Annotated in this window: 15 protein-coding genes; 10 read left to right on the top strand and 5 right to left on the bottom strand. The window is 58.7% G+C overall.

Annotation, left to right across the window (positions count from 1 at the left end):
• Window positions 1–104: 104 nt before the first annotated feature.
• The 3 genes from phaP to PQR63_RS00855 all read right to left on the bottom strand — a co-directional run bounded on the left by phaP (window position 105) and on the right by PQR63_RS00855 (window position 2,475).
• The gene (phaP, locus tag PQR63_RS00865; protein ID WP_007884453.1) at window positions 105–665 is read right to left on the bottom strand and encodes a TIGR01841 family phasin; all 561 of its coding nucleotides are present in this window, start codon (window positions 663–665) and stop codon (window positions 105–107) included.
• A gap of 276 nt (window positions 666–941) precedes the next feature.
• Window positions 942–2,114, bottom strand: a complete 1,173-nt coding sequence (locus PQR63_RS00860) for a patatin-like phospholipase family protein (RefSeq protein ID WP_408164800.1) — start codon at window positions 2,112–2,114, stop codon at window positions 942–944.
• A gap of 121 nt (window positions 2,115–2,235) precedes the next feature.
• The gene (locus PQR63_RS00855; protein WP_408164798.1) at window positions 2,236–2,475 is read right to left on the bottom strand and encodes a DUF3717 domain-containing protein; all 240 of its coding nucleotides are present in this window, start codon (window positions 2,473–2,475) and stop codon (window positions 2,236–2,238) included.
• A gap of 273 nt (window positions 2,476–2,748) precedes the next feature.
• Here PQR63_RS00855 and PQR63_RS00850 point away from each other — a divergent pair, with 273 nt between their 5' ends.
• From PQR63_RS00850 to PQR63_RS00805, 10 genes are all read left to right on the top strand, one after another.
• Window positions 2,749–3,990, top strand: a complete 1,242-nt coding sequence (locus tag PQR63_RS00850) for an SfnB family sulfur acquisition oxidoreductase (RefSeq protein WP_408164797.1) — start codon at window positions 2,749–2,751, stop codon at window positions 3,988–3,990.
• A 44-nt stretch (window positions 3,991–4,034) separates the two neighbouring features.
• Window positions 4,035–5,288 (top strand): SfnB family sulfur acquisition oxidoreductase, encoded by a 1,254-nt coding sequence (locus tag PQR63_RS00845; RefSeq protein ID WP_408164795.1) that lies wholly within the window; start codon window positions 4,035–4,037, stop codon window positions 5,286–5,288.
• 48 nt (window positions 5,289–5,336) lie between these two features.
• Window positions 5,337–6,995 carry an ABC transporter substrate-binding protein gene (locus PQR63_RS00840; RefSeq protein ID WP_408164794.1) on the top strand — a complete coding sequence of 553 codons (1,659 nt, stop codon included), beginning with the start codon at window positions 5,337–5,339 and terminating at the stop codon, window positions 6,993–6,995.
• A 36-nt stretch (window positions 6,996–7,031) separates the two neighbouring features.
• Window positions 7,032–8,651 carry an ABC transporter substrate-binding protein gene (locus PQR63_RS00835; protein ID WP_408164792.1) on the top strand — a complete coding sequence of 540 codons (1,620 nt, stop codon included), beginning with the start codon at window positions 7,032–7,034 and terminating at the stop codon, window positions 8,649–8,651.
• Between the two features lie 8 nt (window positions 8,652–8,659).
• Window positions 8,660–9,634, top strand: coding sequence for an ABC transporter permease (locus PQR63_RS00830; RefSeq protein ID WP_408164790.1), 975 nt, complete (start codon window positions 8,660–8,662; stop codon window positions 9,632–9,634).
• Between the two features lie 31 nt (window positions 9,635–9,665).
• Window positions 9,666–10,568 (top strand): ABC transporter permease, encoded by a 903-nt coding sequence (locus PQR63_RS00825; RefSeq protein ID WP_408164788.1) that lies wholly within the window; start codon window positions 9,666–9,668, stop codon window positions 10,566–10,568.
• Between the two features lie 10 nt (window positions 10,569–10,578).
• Window positions 10,579–11,124 (top strand): carboxymuconolactone decarboxylase family protein, encoded by a 546-nt coding sequence (locus PQR63_RS00820; protein ID WP_408164786.1) that lies wholly within the window; start codon window positions 10,579–10,581, stop codon window positions 11,122–11,124.
• Window positions 11,121–12,500: an LLM class flavin-dependent oxidoreductase gene (locus PQR63_RS00815; protein WP_408164784.1), complete on the top strand. Its 1,380-nt coding sequence runs from the start codon at window positions 11,121–11,123 to the stop codon at window positions 12,498–12,500. The genes PQR63_RS00820 and PQR63_RS00815 overlap by 4 nt, the downstream gene beginning before the upstream one ends.
• Window positions 12,501–12,534: 34 nt before the next feature.
• Entirely contained in the window at window positions 12,535–14,250 is a 1,716-nt protein-coding gene (locus PQR63_RS00810) for an ABC transporter ATP-binding protein (protein ID WP_408164782.1), read from the top strand.
• Between the two features lie 128 nt (window positions 14,251–14,378).
• Window positions 14,379–15,200, top strand: a complete 822-nt coding sequence (locus PQR63_RS00805; protein WP_408164780.1) for a MetQ/NlpA family ABC transporter substrate-binding protein — start codon at window positions 14,379–14,381, stop codon at window positions 15,198–15,200.
• A gap of 847 nt (window positions 15,201–16,047) precedes the next feature.
• Here PQR63_RS00805 and PQR63_RS00800 read toward each other — a convergent pair.
• Window positions 16,048–16,914, bottom strand: coding sequence for an ABC transporter permease (locus PQR63_RS00800; protein ID WP_408164778.1), 867 nt, complete (start codon window positions 16,912–16,914; stop codon window positions 16,048–16,050).
• Between the two features lie 210 nt (window positions 16,915–17,124).
• Entirely contained in the window at window positions 17,125–17,520 is a 396-nt protein-coding gene (locus PQR63_RS00795; RefSeq protein WP_408164776.1) for a nuclear transport factor 2 family protein, read from the bottom strand.
• Window positions 17,521–17,676 lie beyond the last annotated feature (156 nt).

Genomic DNA, 17,676 nt, shown 5'->3' with positions numbered 1-17,676 from the left:
GGATGGGGGCAAAAAAAAGACCGCCTAGGCGGTCTTTTCAATGTTCTGCAGGTATTGGTATTGCAGCAGTCTGGCGACTGCGCCCTGCAGGGTATTCTTGCGAATTACTTCTTACGGCTGGTGGTCTTTTCAGCAGCTTGTGTGAATTGCTTGGCCGCGTTGCTCAGGTGGCCTTCCAGTGTTTCCACGGCTTGCTTGGTGTTCTTGGTCAGTTGCTCGTAGCTGGCGTTGGCGTTGCCGATAGCCGACTTCAGCAGGGCGACAGCGTTTTCCGAACCGGCTGGTGCGTTCTTGGCGATTTCATCGACCAGAGCGCTGACTTTACGGCTGGTTTCAGCGACTTGCGCTTCAGTTGCCTTGGTCAGTTCAGCTTGAGTTGCCGACACGATGCTTGCCAGATGACGGCCATAAGCGGCAGCCTTTTCAGCTGTCGGTTGCGCTTGTGCTTGCGCCAGTGCCAGCAGTTCTTGCGGATCCTTGATGGATGCGAATTGCTGAGCAGTAGCGGCCGACTCTTCCAGCGATGCCTTGGCAGCGCTCAGATTCAGTTCGACGATCTTTTCCAGACCTTCGAAAGTCTTGGTTGTCAGTGTATTGATCAGATCCAGTTGAGCCTGGAAGTGGGTCTTGGTTGCAGCGGAAAATTGGTCTTGATACGAAAACATATGCTTCTCCTTTGGTTTTTAAAAACAGCTGGGGACTAGCGGCTTCGGTCTCGAAAAACTATTTTTGTGCGCCGCAACAATTACTATTTTACGCACTTAAATGGTGAGGTCAAGAACTTTTTGTGCAACGCACAAAAATGTGAAGAATTGCAATAATAACAACATATTTTGTTATTGCACAGCGACAATATTTCTTTTTTATGCCCCGTCACTGCTCTTAGTTCCATCCTCATATTCCATCTTCATTGCTTTAATCTCTACTGCCAGGCTCTTCCATCAGCCGGTCGCGACTTCGACCACCGCCGGCAGTTCATGCACCACAACGCCCGTATCGGAAACCTGGAACGGGCATCCCTGGCTGACCTCAATGCCACGCATGGCATCCTGATAACCCTGTTCCCAGCGCCACTGGATCGAGCCGCGTGAGAAATTGACATCCTTCGACGCCATGTTCCAGTCGCGTCCTGCATAAGGCAGACGCACGATGTGGATGGTGGTGTCCGCACCGAGTTCCGCCAGTTGCTTGCGATCACCGGGTTTGCGCAGGTCGGCGGGCAGACGCTCGTAGAGCTCGCGTGCGAGCTTGCGCAGCTGATATTGTTTCAGATAGGCCTCGATGTGACGTTGCGAGCGCGAGGCGAAGGTCACGTCTTTCTGGCGCGTCTGGACTTCTTCCAGCGTGCGCGGTTCGGGTCCGTCGGCGTGCCACAGATCGACCATCATGCACAGCGTATCCTGGCGCGGCTCGTCATTGAGTACTGCCTCCAGCGGCGTGTTCGAGTAGAGGCCGCCATCCCAGTAGAGATCGCCGTCGACGCGTACCGGCGCAAAGCCCGGCGGCAACGCCCCACTGGCCATCACGTGCTCGGCGCTGATCGATTGATTGCTGGTATCGAACTTGACCAGCGTGCCACAGGTAACCTTGACGGCGCTGATCGTCAGGCGGATGCCGGCATTCTTGCTGTTGAGATAGTCGAAATCGACGTATTTGTTGAGCGTTGCACGCAGTTCTTCGGTGTTATAGAAACTGGCTTCTTCCGGCGGGACAGCCAAACCAATCGCAAACGGATTGAACGGACGCGGTGTAAAGAATCCCGGCACGCCGCGCGCGAAGGTATCCATCGTCGTCATCCATGTCGCCAACTGGCGGGTGGAGTCGGGCACTTGCTGTAGATTGATCAGGTCGGCGTGTGAAACGCTGTCCCAGAATTCGCGCAGGCGCTGGATACGGAACTCGCGCTCATTGCCGGCGATGATGGCGGCGTTGATGGCGCCAATCGAGGTGCCGACCACCCAGTCGGGCGTCAGGTTGTTCTCATGCATGGCCTGGTAGACACCGGCCTGGTAGGCGCCGAGCGCGCCACCGCCTTGCAGCACCAGGGCGATGCGGTGCTTGCGTTCAGTTGATACGGATGCCGGGGAAGGGCTTACAGCGGGTTTGCGTCGCATCTCGATCCTTGGGGTTGGAATACAACAGACTGCGCATCAGGCGAATTGTTCAATGCAGCAAAGGATAAAAATCATACGCCACAAATGTGACAAGCAAGCCGCGACGCTGTAATCAGGCCAATCAGACGTTTTGGGGTGTTCGCGCCTTGCGCCAGGTATCGATCAACTGGCGTGGTTCCTTGCCAACGGTGTCAAGGTCGACGGCATGCGCGTGGTCGATGATCATCAACGCGTAGACATCAGCCAATGCATTGACCTCGGGCGACAGTGCGCATTCCTCGCCCGTGGCGGGACGCTGGATACGCCAGTAGTTGATCGCCTCTTCCAGTTCCGTCAGAGAAAGCGTGGTGGAAATCGTCATGTCATTCATGCGCTTTATTGTACGCCTGCTGCTGGTTCCGCAAATAAAGAGAGCGGGAAGTGCGCCGATTGGCCGGAGGGCATTATGCGCATTCATACTAATTCAGGTGAACATCACACGGCAATGTCATGCAATTTTCAAACTAAGAAATACGAAATACTTCGTTTTGCAAAAACGCCGACTTTGATTAAATGGCTGATCGTTAATCTTGCCTGCGCTTGCTGCTCTCCGTTCTTCGCAGCAAAGTGGTCAATCTCTCGGAGCCATTCCATCATGTCAGCGGTCATCGAAAAGTCGATCGCGGGCGCAGCCGTCTCTACGCCCCGTGCGCCGGCGCACCGCATCCTCAGTGAACAAGAAGCAATCGATACAGCACGCAAGCTGGCGCTGGATTTTGCCGTGGAGGCCGCAGAGCGAGACCGGCAACGGCGCTTGCCGCATGCCGAAATCGAGCGATTCTCTTCCAGCGGACTGTGGGCAATCACGGTACCCAAGGCATACGGCGGCATCGGCGCATCATGGGTGACGCTGGCTGAAGTCGTCAAGATCATCTCCGCTGCGGATCCCTCCATCGGCCAGATTCCACAAAATCATTTCGGCATTTTGAATGTGCTGGCGCAGACTGCAAGCGAAAGTCAGAAGCATTACTTCTATGGCGAGGTTTTGAAGGGCGCACGCTTTGGCAATGCCGGTCCCGAGCGCACCAGCAAGAATGTGCTCGATATTCGCACACGCATTACCAAAGACCCGGGCAGCCCGGACTATCTGCTCAACGGCACGCGTTTCTATTCCACCGGCGCGTTGTATGCCGACTGGGTGCCGACGCGCGCGCTGGACGACGAGGGAAAAGGCCTGTTTGTCTTTGCCGATCGCCACGCGTCGGGCTTGAGCGTGGTGGACGACTGGTCGGGCTTTGGCCAGCGCACCACGGCCAGCGGTACGGTCATTTTTGACAACGTGCGCGTAGCCGCCGGTCACATTGTGCCATTGCATCAGTTGGCGACGCAGCCCAACAACATCGGCCCGGTCGCGCAACTGATACAGGCCGCGATTGATGCCGGTATCGCGCATGCTGCAGTCGACGATGCGATCGCGTTCATCCGCCAACGCTCGCGTCCCTGGGCCGACAGCGGTGTCGAACGCGCCGGCGATGATCCACTGACCATCAACCAGATCGGCGACCTGAAGATTCGGCTGCACGCTGCTGATGCCTTGCTGGAACGTGCAGCCCGTACGCTCGACAACCTGCCGCTGCCAATCAACTACGAACAAATGGCGCAGGCCTCTGTCGCCGTGGCGGAAGCCAAAGTACTCACCACCGAGATTGCCCTACACGCCAGCGAAAAATTGTTTGAACTGGCAGGCACGCAATCGACCTTGTCCGCACACGATCTCGACCGTCACTGGCGCAACGCCCGCGTGCACACGCTGCATGATCCGGTGCGCTGGAAGTATCACGCCGTGGGCAACTACTACCTCAACGACACGCCGCCGCCACGTCATAACTGGTCCTGAGCTGGTACTGAGCCGTCCAGCCATTTTCATCGAAAGCACACATCATGAGTCATCCCGCCACTGCCGTCGCATCCACCGATGCGCCATCGCGTTCCGCAGAGCCGCGTCTTGTCGCCAGAATCCGTGACGACGCCGAAGCCATCGACGTCGCGCACAAACTTGCCGCCGAACTGGCGCGTGAAGCCTCGGAGCGTGATCGCGAACGCCGTCTGCCGTGGGCTGAATTGGAGCGCTATGTCCGCTCGGGTTTGTGGGGTATTACCGTGCCGAAGGAATACGGCGGTGCCGGTGTCTCCAATGTCACTCTGGCACAGGTCACGGCGATCATTGCTGAGGCGGACGGCTCGCTCGGCCAGATTCCGCAGAACCATTTTTATGCCGTGGAAATCATCCGCGTTAATGGCAGCGAAGCGCAAAAACGCTTCTACTTTGACCGCGTGTTGCAAGGCGATCGGTTCGGCAATGCCCTCGCGGAAATCGGCACCAAGAATTCCGCCGAGCGCAAGACACGCCTGACCAAAGACGATACGGAAGACGGCGCCGGCTACCGTATCAACGGCCGCAAGTTCTACGCCACCGGCGCGCTCTATGCCAACTGGGTGCCGACCTCCGCCATTGGCGACGACGGCGTGCAGCAGTTGGCGCTGGTGCCGCGCGATGCCGCAGGCCTGACCATCGTTGACGACTGGTCGGGATTCGGCCAACGCACTACCGGCAGCGGCTCGGCGATCTTCGACAATGTGCGCGTGCCTGCTGATGCCGTGCTGGGTTTCCAGGCTTCGTTCGACCGTCCGACGACGGTGGGGCCGCTCGCACAGATCCTGCACGCCGCGATTGACCTTGGCATTGCACGCGCCGCCTACAACGACCTGATCCGTTTCGTCTCGACCCGTTCGCGGCCATGGATCGACAGCGGTGTCGAACGCGCCGGTGACGATCCGCTGACGATCCGCGAAGTCGGTGACCTGACCGTGCAACTGCACGCCGCGGAAGCATTGGTGGATCGCGCCGGATTGAAGGTCGATCTGGCCGCTGCCAATCCCACGGCAGATACCGTCGCCGCCGCTTCCATCGCGGTCGCCGAATCGCGCGTGCTGACCAACAATGTGTCGCTGGCCGCCGGTAGCAAGCTGTTCGAGCTGGCAGGTACGCAATCCACACTGGCCGAAAACAATCTCGACCGCCACTGGCGCAACGCTCGCACGCATACGCTGCACGACCCGGTGCGCTGGAAGTATCACGCCATCGGCAACTACTACCTCAACGACAAGAAGCCGCCGCGCCACGGCGCGATCTGAGTCTTTGCCAATAGCTGACTACGCCTCTACACAAAAAGAAAAGACATCATGCACAATCGCCTCACGACTTCTTTGATTTCCGGTCTGGTGCTCGCCTCCCTGCCGTTCATTGCTGCAGCACAGACTCAGGCATCGGCACCGGCGCAGGCGCAGGTACCGAAAGCCGGCGGCACCCTCGTCGCCATCGTTCAGCCTGAACCGGTCACGCTGACCGGCGCCGTCAACACTGCACAACCGACATCGCTGATCGCCACCAACGTTTATGACGGCCTGCTGTCCTATGACAATGAGCTCAAACCGCATGGCCAGCTGGCAGAACGCTGGGAAGTATCGAAAGACGGTCTCGCCATCACCTTCCATTTGCGCAAGGGCGTCAAATGGCACGACGGCAAACCGTTCACTTCGGCCGACGTCAAATGGTCGGTGGAAAACGTCTGGAAAACCATTCACCCGCGCAACAAGGCCATCCTCGTCAACCTGACCCAGGTCGATGCGCCCGACGCCAACACCGCGATCTTCCGCTTCACCAAGCCGTCGCTGGCCTTGCTGTCGACACTGAATTCCTGGGGCGCGCCGGTGCTGCCGAAGCATCTATACGAAGGCACCGACGTGCTCAACAATCCGAACAACAACAAGCCCATCGGAACCGGTCCGTTCGTGTTCAAGGAATGGAGCCGCGGCAACTACATCACGCTCGAGCGCAACCCGAATTATTGGGACAAGGGCAACGGGGTGGCCAAACCTTACCTCGACAGGATCATCTTCAAGGTCGTGCCTGATGCCGGTGCGCGTGCTGCGATGCTGGAAAATGGTGATGCGCAATATGCCGTGTTCAGCCCGGTGCCGCCGAAAGAAGCGCAACGCCTGGCCGAGTCCGGCAAGGTCAAGGTCGAAACCAATGGCTATCAATGGTCGTCGCCTGTGCTTTACCTCGACTACAACCTCAATAACAAATATCTGAAAGACGTACGCGTACGCCGCGCCATCGCCCACGCGGCAAATCTGGAAGGTCTGAACAAGGTTGTCTGGTACGGCTACGGCAAGCCATCGGTCAGCATCGTGCCAACCACGCTGTCGCAGTTCTTCGACAACACCGTACCGCGCTATCCGTATGACACCAAGAAGGCCGAAGCCTTGCTGGACGAAGCCGGCTTCCCGCGTGGCGCCGATGGCGTGCGCTTCACCATAAGCAATGACTACCTGCCCTACGGCGACGACTATCGCCGCACTGCCGAATACCTCAAGCAATCGCTTAAGCGCGTTGGCATCGAAGTCAACATCCGCAGCCAGGACACGGCAGCCTTCACCAAGCGCGTCTACGGCGACCGCGATTTCGACACGGCGATCACCTGGAATGCCTCTTTCCCTGATCCGCAAATCGGCCTCACACGCATGTACTGGTCAGGCTGGATCGGCAAGAACATCCCGTGGACCAACAGCTCCGGCTATAGCAATCCGGAAGTCGACCGCGTGATCGAACAGGCGCAAGGCGCAGCGACGCAAGCCGAACGCATTGCGCTGTTCAAGAAATTCCAGCAGATCACCCAGACCGAATTGCCGACTTTGCCGCTGATCGAGTTGCACTTCTTTACGGTCCATTCGCCGCGTCTCAAGGGCATCACGCAGGACGGCGACCAGTCGCAGGGTTCACTGAAAAACGCATGGCTGGAACCTGCCAACGCCAACGTGGCCAAGGCTGGGCAATAACGGATAACCAATAACAATACCGAGGGAATACACGACATGAACACAAAGATTTTCAAACTGCTTGGCGCCACGGCGCTGACGCTGGCGTTTGCCGCCAATGCCACAGCGCAGACCCGCGGCGGCACGCTGACTACGATCATCCAGCCCGAACCGGTGATTCTGACTTCCGCATTGAATACGGCGGCGCCGACCGGCTTCTTCAGCGCCAACGTCTTCGACGGCCTGGTGGAATACGACAACGACTTCAAGCTGCGCCCGGCGCTGGCAGAAAGCTGGGACGTCTCCAAGGACAGCAAGACGCTGACCTTCCATCTGCGCAAGGGCGTCAAGTGGCATGACGGCAAGCCCTTCACTTCGGCCGACGTCAAGTGGACGCTGGAAAACGTGTGGAAGAAAATCCATCCGCGCAATCAGATCATCTATGGCACCGTCACCGGCGTTGACACACCGGATGACTACACCGTGATCATCCGCTTCAGCGAACCGTCGCTGGCTGTCCTGAGCTCGCTCAACAGCAACGGCGCGCAAGTGCTGCCAAAGCACTTGTACGAAGGCACCGATATCCTCAACAATCCCTACAACAACAAGCCGGTCGGCACCGGCCCGTTTGTGTTCAAGGAATGGAGCAAGGGCAACTACATCACGCTGGAGCGCAATCCCAATTACTGGGACAAAAGCAAAGGCGTGAGCAAGCCTTACCTCGACAAGATCATCTTCAAGGTCGTACCTGACGCCGGTGCACGCGCTGCGGCATTGGAAAAGGGCGAAGCCCAATATGCGCCGTTCTCGCCGGTGCCGTTGAAGGATGCTGAACGCCTCGCCAAGCTGCCCGGCCTCAAGCTGGAAACCCGCGGCTACGACTGGATTTCGCCGTGGCTGTTCCTCGACGTCAACGTCGACCGGCCTTATTTCAAGGATGTGCGCGTACGCCAGGCACTGGCGTATGCGATCGACCTGAACGCCTTCAACAAGGTGGTTTGGTACGGCTTCGGCAAACCAGCGGTCAGCCCGGTGGTGTCGACGCTCAAGCAATTCCACACTGACGACGTACCGAAGTACGCCTACGACCCGAAGAAGGCGGAAGCCTTGCTTGACGAAGCTGGTCTCAAGCGCGGCGCCGACGGCACCCGCTTGCGTATCAACCTCGACTACCTGCCCTACGGCGACGACTACAAGCGCAGCGGCGAATACATCAAGCAGGCGTTGAAACGCATCGGCATTGACGTCAACGTGCGCGCACAAGATACGCCGACTTACACCAAGCGCGTCTATGGCGACCGTGATTACGATCTGTCGGTGGTGTGGTTCGCCGGCTTTGCTGATCCGTTGGTGGGCGTGACACGTGCGTACTGGAGTGATTCGGTCGGCAAGAATATCCCGTGGAGCAATGGTTCGGGCTATCGCAGCGCCGAAGCCGACAAGTTGATCGAACAGGCCCAGTCCTCGGCCAGCCAGACCGAACGCGTTGCGCTGTTCAAGAAACTGCAGCAACGCGTACAAACCGATCTGCCATCGATCCCGCTGCTTGAGCTGCACTTCTTCACCGTGCAGGCTTCCAATCTGAGAGATACCGTCACCGGTGTCGATCAGATCTACAGCTCGCTCAAGAACGCCTGGTTCGACAACACGGCCAAAGTCGCCAAAGCGGCTCCCTGAGGATAGCAATGAAGATTAACAACGTCGTCATCCGTCGCCTGCTGCAACTCGTCAGCGTGGCGCTGGGCGTGGCTGTCATCAACTTCTTCCTGCTGCGTCTGGCGCCGGGCGATGCCGCTCAGGTGCTGGCGGGGGAGGCCGGGGCGGCAACGCCGGAATACATGGCGGCGTTGCGCGCACAGTTCGGTCTGGATCAGCCTCTGCTGGTGCAGTTCGGCAAATATCTGCTGAATCTGGCGCACTTCAATCTCGGCTATTCCTTCCGTCACGGCATGCCGGTGGCGCAACTGATCGGCGAGCGCGTACCGGCGACGTTGCTGCTGATGGGCGCGAGCATTCTGTTTGCCGTGGTGGCTGGCGCGACGCTGGGAGCCATCGCTGCGTACCGTGCCGGCAAGATCGCCGACGTGGTGATTTCGACGCTGGCGCTGGTGTTTTTCGCCACGCCGCTGTTCTGGATCGGCCTGATGCTGGTGGTGGTGTTCTCGGTCTGGCTCGACTGGCTGCCGGTGGGCGGCATGTTCACGATCGAAGCCGGCTATACCGGCTGGGCGCACATCGTCGACGTGGCGCGCCATCTGGTGTTGCCGGCGGTGACCTTGGGCTTGTTCTACATGGCGGTGTACACGCGCCTGATGCGCGCGACCATGGTCGAGGTGCGCCGTCAGGACTTCGTTCGCACCGCTGTCGCCAAAGGCGCGCGGCCGCCACGCGTGCTGTTCGCGCATGTGCTGCGCAATGCCTTGCTGCCGCTAGTCACCATGCTGGGTGTGCAGGTCAGCTCCATCATCGGCGGCGCCGTGCTGGTGGAGACCGTGTTTTCGTGGCCGGGCCTGGGACGGCTGGCGTTTGAGGCGTTGTTCCAGCGTGATTTCAATCTGCTGCTCGGCATCTTGCTGTGCAGTTCCATCGTCGTGATCGTGGTGAACTGGGTGGTGGACTTTGTCTATACCCGTCTCGATCCGCGCATTCGCTTTTCCTGAACTAGATGATTTGTCTGAAAGTGACTCTGCAATGAGCGAGCTTGTTTCCACACTGGCGCTGACCAAGGCCGATGCGCCGGCCAGCCTGATCGCAGCGCCGACCACGCGCGGTTGGTTCGGCCGCCTGCTGCGCTCGCCATCGGCGCTGGTCGGTGGTGTGCTGCTGTTGGTGGTGGTGCTGATGGCGGTGTCGTCGCCGTGGCTGTTTCCCGGTGATCCGCTGGATATGGTGGCAGAACCCTTTCTGCATCCCGGCGTTGACGCCGCACATTTGCTAGGCAGCGACATGCTGGGCCGCGATTTGTTGAGCGGCATTTTTCACGGTGCGCGCGTGTCCTTGCTGATCGCTGTCGTATCAACCCTGCTGGCATTGCTGCTGGGTGTCAGCGGCGGCTTGCTGGCCGGTTACTACGGCGGGCTTGCCGATGCGGTGCTGATGCGCGTGACGGAATTTTTCCAGACCATCCCATCTTTCCTGTTCGCGCTGGCAATCGTCGCCGTCGTGCAGCCGACCTTGCTGACGATTGCATTGGCCATCGGCGTGACCGCATGGCCGAGTCTGGCGCGACTGGTGCGCGCCGAAGTGCTCAAGCTGCGGCATAGCGAAATGGTGCAGGCCAGCGCTGCGCTCGGTGCCACCGATCTGCGCATCATGCTGCGCGACATCCTGCCCAACACGTTGACGCCGATTCTGGTGTCGACCTCGCTGATGGTGGCTACCGCCATCCTTACCGAATCCAGCCTGGCCTTCCTCGGTCTGGGCGATCCCAACGCGGTGAGCTGGGGCAACATGGTCGGTTCCGGCCGCGAAGTGATTCGCACTGACTGGTACATCACGACGATCCCGGGCATTGCCATCGTGGTGACAGTGCTGGCATTGAATTTATTAGGCGACGGACTGGCCGACGTGCTCGATCCGCGCGACAGAAAATAGGAGAAACATCATGGCACGCGTAGTAACCCTGTTATCGAACCAACTGCCGGAAGGCACGGCACGCACGATCTTCGAGAAGGTCGAGAACGAATACGGCGCCTTCGGCAACATGCTCGGCGTGCTGGCGCATCGTCCGGCGTCGATCGAACACATCTACGGCCTGCTGTTGCAGTTCGCTGCGGAAGGCAACATCTCCAAACTGCATCTGGAGATCGTGCTGGTCACGGCTTCCAAGGCCAACGAATGCAGCTACTGCGTTTCGCACCACGCGCCGAAGCTGGCGGCACAACATGTATCGGCGGAGACCGTCGAACGCATCCTCGACGCTGACGTACCCGGCCTCGGTCCGGTCGAATTACTGGTGCGCGACTATGCGCTGGCCGTGACGCGGCAACGCGTCGGCGACAGTCTGGTGACGCGACTGCGCGAGCATTTTTCCGAATCGCAGGTTGTTGAACTGACCTTGCGCGCGGCACTGTGCGCCTTCTTTGCCCGTTTTAACGAAGCGCTCGACGTTCAGCTCGAGCCTGAATACGTGACCGCGGACGCAGCATGAGCAATAGCGACAAAAAAGAAATCCGCCTCAACGCATTCAACATGAACTGCGTGAACCACATCAACCACGGCTTGTGGACGCATCCACGCGACCGCTCGCAAGACTACACCGACATCGAATACTGGACCGACCTGGCGAAACTGCTGGAGCGCGGCAAGTTCGATGGCCTCTTCCTGGCCGACATCGTCGGCGTCTACGACGTGTACCAGAACTCGGTCGACATCACGCTGCGCGAATCCATCCAGCTACCGGTCAATGACCCGATGCTGTTGATTTCTGCAATGGGCCTGGTGACCAAGCATCTCGGCTTCGGCATTACCGCCAACCTGACGTATGAGGCGCCGTTCTTGTTCGCGCGCCGCATGTCGACGCTCGATCATCTGACCAAAGGTCGCGTCGGCTGGAACATCGTGACCGGCTATCTCGACAGCGCCGCCCGCGCGATGGGATTGTCCGAGCAGCTGGAACACGACCAGCGCTACGACCGCGCCGACGAGTTCATGGAAGTCGTCTACAAATTGTGGGAAGGCAGTTGGGAAGACGACGCCGTCATCCGCGACCGCGAAAATCGCATTTATGCGCAGCCGGACAAAGTCCACAAGATCCATCACAGCGGCGACTACTACAAGGTCGAGGGCTACCACCTCAGTGAACCGTCGCGCCAGCGCACGCCGGTGCTGTATCAGGCCGGTTCGTCCGGGCGCGGCCAGGCTTTCGGCGCGCGCCATGCGGAGTGTGTGTTCGTCTCCGGCCAGAGCAAGGAAGCCGTGCGCAAGCTGGTGACCGGCATCCGAGAAGGTGCCGTGCGTGAAGGCCGGCGGCCGGACGACGTCAAGATTTTCATGGGCCTGACCGTGGTGGTGGCGCCGACCGAAAAAGAAGCCCGTGACAAGTACGCAGAATATGCGCGTTACGCCAGCCCCGAAGCCGGTCTCGCGCATTTTTCCAGCGGCACCGGCATCGACTTCTCACAGTACGAACTCGACGAACCGATTCGCCAGGTCAAGACCAATTCCATCGAATCGCTGGTCAAGACTGTGACCAATCCCGAGCTCAACTGGACCAAGCGCAAGCTGCTGGAGCAACTGGAACTCGGCGGCCGCTACGCCACCATCGTCGGCTCGCCGCAACAGGTTGCCGATGAGCTGGAAGCATGGATACGCGAGACCGATATCGACGGTTTCAACCTGACCCGCACGGTGACGCCGGAAAGCTTCGAAGCCTTCGTCGATCTGGTCATCCCTGAATTGCAGACGCGTGGCTCCTACAAGCATGACTACGCACCGGGCACTTTGCGCGAAAAGCTTTTTGCCGGTGGCGCGCGCTTGCCGGAGCAGCATGCCGGCGCAGGCTATCGCAGCGGCGTTACTGCTTAAGTAGCGCTTGAGAACCGACCACAGAAAGACTCCCATGAGCCAGCTCCTCGACATCCGTAATCTGAATGTGTCCTTTCCGGGCCACGACGCCGTCAAGAATCTCAGCTTTGGCATCGAAGCCGGCGAGACGCTGGCGCTGGTCGGCGAGTCCGGCTGCGGCAAGTCGACGACGGCGCTGTCGCTGCTGCGTCTGTTGCCCGACAGTGCACGCGTATCGGGCAGTATCGTGTTTGAAGGCCGCGATCTGCAGACCCTGCCGGAAGAAGAAATCTGCGCGCTGCGCGGCAATGCAATCTCGATGATCTTCCAGGAGCCGATGACGTCGCTCAATCCGGTGCTGACCATCGGCCAGCAAGTTGTCGAAGCCATCCGCCTCCATCAACCCTTGTCGGCGCAGGCCGCCAAAGCGCGCGCCATCGAGTTGCTGGAACTGGTACGCATCCCTGAACCGCAACGCCGTTTCAACGACTATCCGCATAACTTGTCCGGCGGCCAGCGTCAGCGCGTCATGATCGCGATGGCGGTGTCTTGCCATCCCCGCCTGCTGGTGGCGGACGAACCGACCACCGCGCTGGACGTCACGATTCAGGCGCAGATTCTGGAGTTGCTGGATCAATTGCGCCGTGAGCTGTCGATGGCCGTGCTGCTGATCACGCACGATCTGGCCGTGGTCGAACAATGGGCTGATCGCGTCGTCGTCATGTATGGCGGCAAAAAAATCGAAGAAGCGCGCAGCGAGATCCTGTTCGAGCGGCCGCGTCATCCGTATACGCAAGGCCTGCTCGGTGCCTCCTTGCAGATGGAGCAGAACTATCACTATCGCGACGGACGACTCCCTGAGATTCGTACGGAACAGAAGGGCGACGAGCGCATCTTCACGCTGTCCGGGCGCGAGCATGCGGCGCCTTTGCCGCCGATTTCCCAGTCTGAAAAACCTTTGCTGTCGCTGCAGGATGTCCATACACACTATCGCTCCCGCAATGGCGTCGTCCATGCGGTGAAGGGCGTGTCCTTCGACGTCGCACCGGGCGAATCGGTCGGCCTGGTCGGCGAATCCGGTTGCGGCAAGTCGACCTTGTCGAAGACCATTGTACGTCTGGTCGCGTCCAGCGCCGGCAAGATCCTGCTGGACGGCGACGACATTGCAAAACTCGACGGTGCGCGTCTGCGTCCGTATCGCCGCCGCGTGCAGATGATTTTTCAGGATCCGTATGCATCACTCAATCCACGCCATACGGTTGCGGAGATTCTCGATGCGGCGCTGTTGATCCACGACGTCAAAGACAAGACAGAACGCCGTCGCCGCATCGAACAAATCGTTGATCTGGTCGGATTGCCGCAACGCGCCTTGCGCAGCTACCCGCATCAGTTCTCCGGCGGCCAGCGTCAGCGCATCGGCATCGCGCGGGCATTGGTGCTCAAGCCCGCACTGGTGATCTGCGACGAACCGGTCTCGGCGCTGGATGTATCGGTGCAAGCACAGATATTGAACCTGCTGGTGGATCTCAAGCGCGAGTTCGGTCTGTCGTATCTCTTCATTTCACACGACTTGTCGGTGGTGCGGTACATCGCCGACAAGGTGCTGGTGATGAACGGCGGACGCATCGTCGATTCGGGCGACCACAACAGCATCTGGCAGAATCCGCAGCATGAATACACGCGCTCGCTGATCGCAGCGGTGCCGTCCTCATCGGCACATCGACAATCCGGTCACGTCGAAGAGACGCAGCGAGAACTGCTGATCGCTTGATTGTGGTTTGATCATCGCTGGATTTCCGCACGATATGGCGGTCACCAAAAAGCAAATATTCAAGCGACAAAAGATTCGTTTTGTTCGTCGGCGGCGGCAGATAAATTAGCGCTATTTAAGGATGATTCATGGCGCGATTTTTTAACCGTCTGCTGACAGGTGTGTTGTTGGCGAGCATTGCAGTTGGGGTTGCGACGACTGCTGTGGCGCAGGACAAGACCTTGAAAGTTGGCGTCACCAGCGGCCCGCATGCGCAGATTTTTGAAGTGGTAAAACGCGTTTTTGAACGCAGCTATCCCGGCTACAAAATCCAGATCGTCGAGTTTAACGACTACATCCAGCCCGACGCCGCCCTTGATGCCGGCGAACTGGATGCCAACAGCTTCCAGCATCGTCCCTTCCTGAATGCGCAGATCAAGACGCGGGGTTACAAACTCTACGGCACCGGGCGTACCTTCATCGGGCCGATGGCGATTTACTCGAAGAAGTATCGCAGCCTGAGCGACATCCCTGTCGGCGCGAAGATCGGCATCCCGAATGATCCTGCCAACGAAAGCCGAGTCTTGCTGCTGTTGCAGAAACATGGCGTGATCAAGTTGCGTGCGGGGATTGATCCGTTGACTGGAGTCAACGCGACGCCGATCGATATTGTCGAGAATACGAAGAAGTGGAAGTTCATCGAAATCGATGCGGCGCAGTTGCCACGTACCCTGGATGATCTGGATGCGTCGGCGGTGAATGCGGACTATGCGGCGAAGGCGGGTTTGCATCCGGTGCGGGATAGCCTGGTGGTGGAGAATGGGGAGAGTCCTTATGCTTGCCTGATCGCTGTGCGGGAGAAGGATAAGGAGCAGGTTTGGTTGCCTAAGCTGGTGAAGGCTTATCAGTCGGATGAAGTGAAGAAGTTTATTGATTCGGAGTTTAAGGGGGGGATTTTGGCGGCTTGGTGATGGGGATTTCTTTTGTGTTTTGTTCCGGTCTTGCGTCAATACGTTGCTGATGCTGTTCTTTCTTCGATCGACCTTTGCCGGGGGCGGCCCGGCAGCCGCTTACTTTCTTTGCTTCGTCAAAGAAAGTAAGCAAAGAAAGGGTTGGAGCACTGCTCCAACACAACTGGGGCGTAGCCCCTTCGGGGTTCCCGGCGCCAGCGGGCGAAAATCGGGAAGGGAAAACAACTCGCTGCGCTCAAACATTTTTCCCTTCTTAATCCGATTTTCACCCACTGACACCGGCTACTCTCAAGCGGACTTCGAGACGGGCTCGCTTCGCCTCACCCTGGCTGGCTCGCCTTCGGCATTGCGGCGTCAAGTACTGGTGACGTCACAAACTTCAGTTCTCTCTTTTAATTTCGTCGTCCCAGCGAACGCTGGGATCCAGTGACGTTAGTGATTACTCAGCCGTCGTTAAGACGCTGGGTTCCAACTTTCCTTGGAACGACAAAGCAGAAGAGACTAAAGGAGTTCGCGTAGTCACCGTCCCCTGGCGATGCGCAGCGAGCCCGTCTTGAAGTCCGCTTGAGAGTAGCCGGTGACGGCGGGGTCAAATCGGAAAAAGAAGGGAAAAATGTTTGAGCGCAGCGAGTTGTTTTCCCTTCCCGATTTGAGCCTGCCGGCGCCGGGGACCCCCGAAGGGGGCTACGACCCAGCGGTCGCTTTCTTGGCTTACTTTCTTTGGCGAGACAAAGAAAGTGAGTAGCCGCCGGGCTACCCCCGGCAGGGTTGATCGAAGAAAGAAAAGAGGACACTACGACAAACCGTAGTCGGAACAAAACACAGAACAAAGCACACAACAAACCACCTACCTCTGCATCCCCCACCGCTTAACAGTAACCCTCTCAATCACATTAAACCCCAGATTCTCCACCAGCAACCCAATCAAAATCACCATCGCCAACCCAGCAAACACCTTATCGGTATACAGCTCATTGCGATTCTGAAAGATATACCAACCCAGCCCGCCCTTGCCACTGGAAGCCCCAAACACAAGCTCCGCCGCAATCAGCGTACGCCAGGCAAACGCCCAGCCGATGCGCAAGCCCGCGAGGATGGATGGCAACGCAGCGGGCACCAGCATGAAAATCACAAACCGTATTCCGCGCAAGCCATAGTTACGCCCCGCCATGCGCAAGGTATCCGAAACCCCGAGAAATCCTGCGTAGGTATTCAGTGCCAATGCCCACAACACCGAATGCACAAGCACAAAGATCAGGCTGTTCTCGCCCAGCCCAAACCACAGCAAAGCCAGCGGCAACATCGCGATGGCCGGCAAAGGATTGAACATCGACGTTAGCGTGCTGAGCAGATCGCGGCCGAGCTGCGTCGAGACTGCAAGCGTGGTGAGTGCAAACGCCAGCACGATGCCGATGAGATAACCCTTTACCAATACTTTCAGCGAAATCCACACCTTGCCGATCAGCTCGCCGGTGACAATGCCGTCGACAAATGCCTGTGCCGTCTGCACGAAGCTAGGCAGTAGTAAGTCATTGTCCTGGATACGCGCCACGACTTCCCAGATGACAGCCAGTATGAGCAGGATGACGGTCTTGCGCACCCAGCCTTGCTGCCATATCCGTTGCGGCAGGGATAGCGTGCGTTCCAGCGGGACGTTGTCCAGCGGCGTGAGCGCGATTTCATATTCGTCGCGAATGGGAGGGGAGAGATTCATGGCGGACTCGACGTTGTGGATTGCCGTACGGTGTTAAAAAATCATTCACCCTAGCGGATCTTGTCGTCGGCGCACACGAATCATTTCGCGCAAACAAATGCGTATTTTGTATATGGCGGTTTGCAGCGGGAAGCGGGACAAGCAAATCGCCGCCGGCGCCATGCGTGTGGATGGCCGGAGCGGCGATAAGGAGGCAGGAGAGGGCTTAGCTTAGCTTGGACGACCGTGGAAGGCCTTGTTGGCGATCTTCCAGCCATCGGCTGTTTTCAGCAGGACGAAATAATCGGTGAAAGTCACCGGGCCATGCACCAGCGTGATCTTGGCCGCGGCAGAGTGGCCGCCGACATCGATCCAGTCTACGGTACGGCGACGGCTCGCTTCATCGACGGCCGGCGTGCCTTTGAAGCGTTCGCAGTAGACATCCAGCGGCCATGAGGTGAAGACGCCTTCACGCATCGATTCGATATGCGCGGTCGGCAGAAAGGCTTGCCGCATGTGGCTGGCGTCGTCGCGCGCGTGGCCGAGGAAATACTGTTCGATGGGGGCCAGTACTTCGGCGTGTTCGGTGGTGTAGGTCGGCTGGGACGATGCGGTGGTTGTGCTCATGACGGACTCCTGAATTTGAGTTGCCCATGATGCGTGAACAACGCCGTCGTGGGCCGCTCGGCTGTTGATAACAGGTATATGCGAAGTCTGATAGTTGGTGACGTCTGCAGCGAGGTGGAATGCTCTCCCGCACCAACCTGCAGGCGGAAGAGCGGC

It is taken from the genome of Herbaspirillum rhizosphaerae (assembly GCF_046025915.1).
GTDB lineage: Bacteria > Pseudomonadota > Gammaproteobacteria > Burkholderiales > Burkholderiaceae_D > Herbaspirillum > Herbaspirillum rhizosphaerae_A.
The sequence above is the reverse complement of the archived record's forward strand: the minus strand, read 5'-3'. Positions and strand labels throughout refer to the sequence as shown.

What these genes read in the sequence shown, in the direction of transcription:
- phaP (WP_007884453.1), bottom strand. Translation starts at nt 665, where the DNA reads ATGTTTTCGTATCAAGACCAATTTTCCGCTGCAACCAAGACCCACTTC.
- PQR63_RS00860 (WP_408164800.1), bottom strand. Translation starts at nt 2,114, where the DNA reads ATGCGACGCAAACCCGCTGTAAGCCCTTCCCCGGCATCCGTATCAACT.
- PQR63_RS00855 (WP_408164798.1), bottom strand. Translation starts at nt 2,475, where the DNA reads ATGACGATTTCCACCACGCTTTCTCTGACGGAACTGGAAGAGGCGATC.
- PQR63_RS00850 (WP_408164797.1), top strand. Translation starts at nt 2,749, where the DNA reads ATGTCAGCGGTCATCGAAAAGTCGATCGCGGGCGCAGCCGTCTCTACG.
- PQR63_RS00845 (WP_408164795.1), top strand. Translation starts at nt 4,035, where the DNA reads ATGAGTCATCCCGCCACTGCCGTCGCATCCACCGATGCGCCATCGCGT.
- PQR63_RS00840 (WP_408164794.1), top strand. Translation starts at nt 5,337, where the DNA reads ATGCACAATCGCCTCACGACTTCTTTGATTTCCGGTCTGGTGCTCGCC.
- PQR63_RS00835 (WP_408164792.1), top strand. Translation starts at nt 7,032, where the DNA reads ATGAACACAAAGATTTTCAAACTGCTTGGCGCCACGGCGCTGACGCTG.
- PQR63_RS00830 (WP_408164790.1), top strand. Translation starts at nt 8,660, where the DNA reads ATGAAGATTAACAACGTCGTCATCCGTCGCCTGCTGCAACTCGTCAGC.
- PQR63_RS00825 (WP_408164788.1), top strand. Translation starts at nt 9,666, where the DNA reads ATGAGCGAGCTTGTTTCCACACTGGCGCTGACCAAGGCCGATGCGCCG.
- PQR63_RS00820 (WP_408164786.1), top strand. Translation starts at nt 10,579, where the DNA reads ATGGCACGCGTAGTAACCCTGTTATCGAACCAACTGCCGGAAGGCACG.
- PQR63_RS00815 (WP_408164784.1), top strand. Translation starts at nt 11,121, where the DNA reads ATGAGCAATAGCGACAAAAAAGAAATCCGCCTCAACGCATTCAACATG.
- PQR63_RS00810 (WP_408164782.1), top strand. Translation starts at nt 12,535, where the DNA reads ATGAGCCAGCTCCTCGACATCCGTAATCTGAATGTGTCCTTTCCGGGC.
- PQR63_RS00805 (WP_408164780.1), top strand. Translation starts at nt 14,379, where the DNA reads ATGGCGCGATTTTTTAACCGTCTGCTGACAGGTGTGTTGTTGGCGAGC.
- PQR63_RS00800 (WP_408164778.1), bottom strand. Translation starts at nt 16,914, where the DNA reads ATGAATCTCTCCCCTCCCATTCGCGACGAATATGAAATCGCGCTCACG.
- PQR63_RS00795 (WP_408164776.1), bottom strand. Translation starts at nt 17,520, where the DNA reads ATGAGCACAACCACCGCATCGTCCCAGCCGACCTACACCACCGAACAC.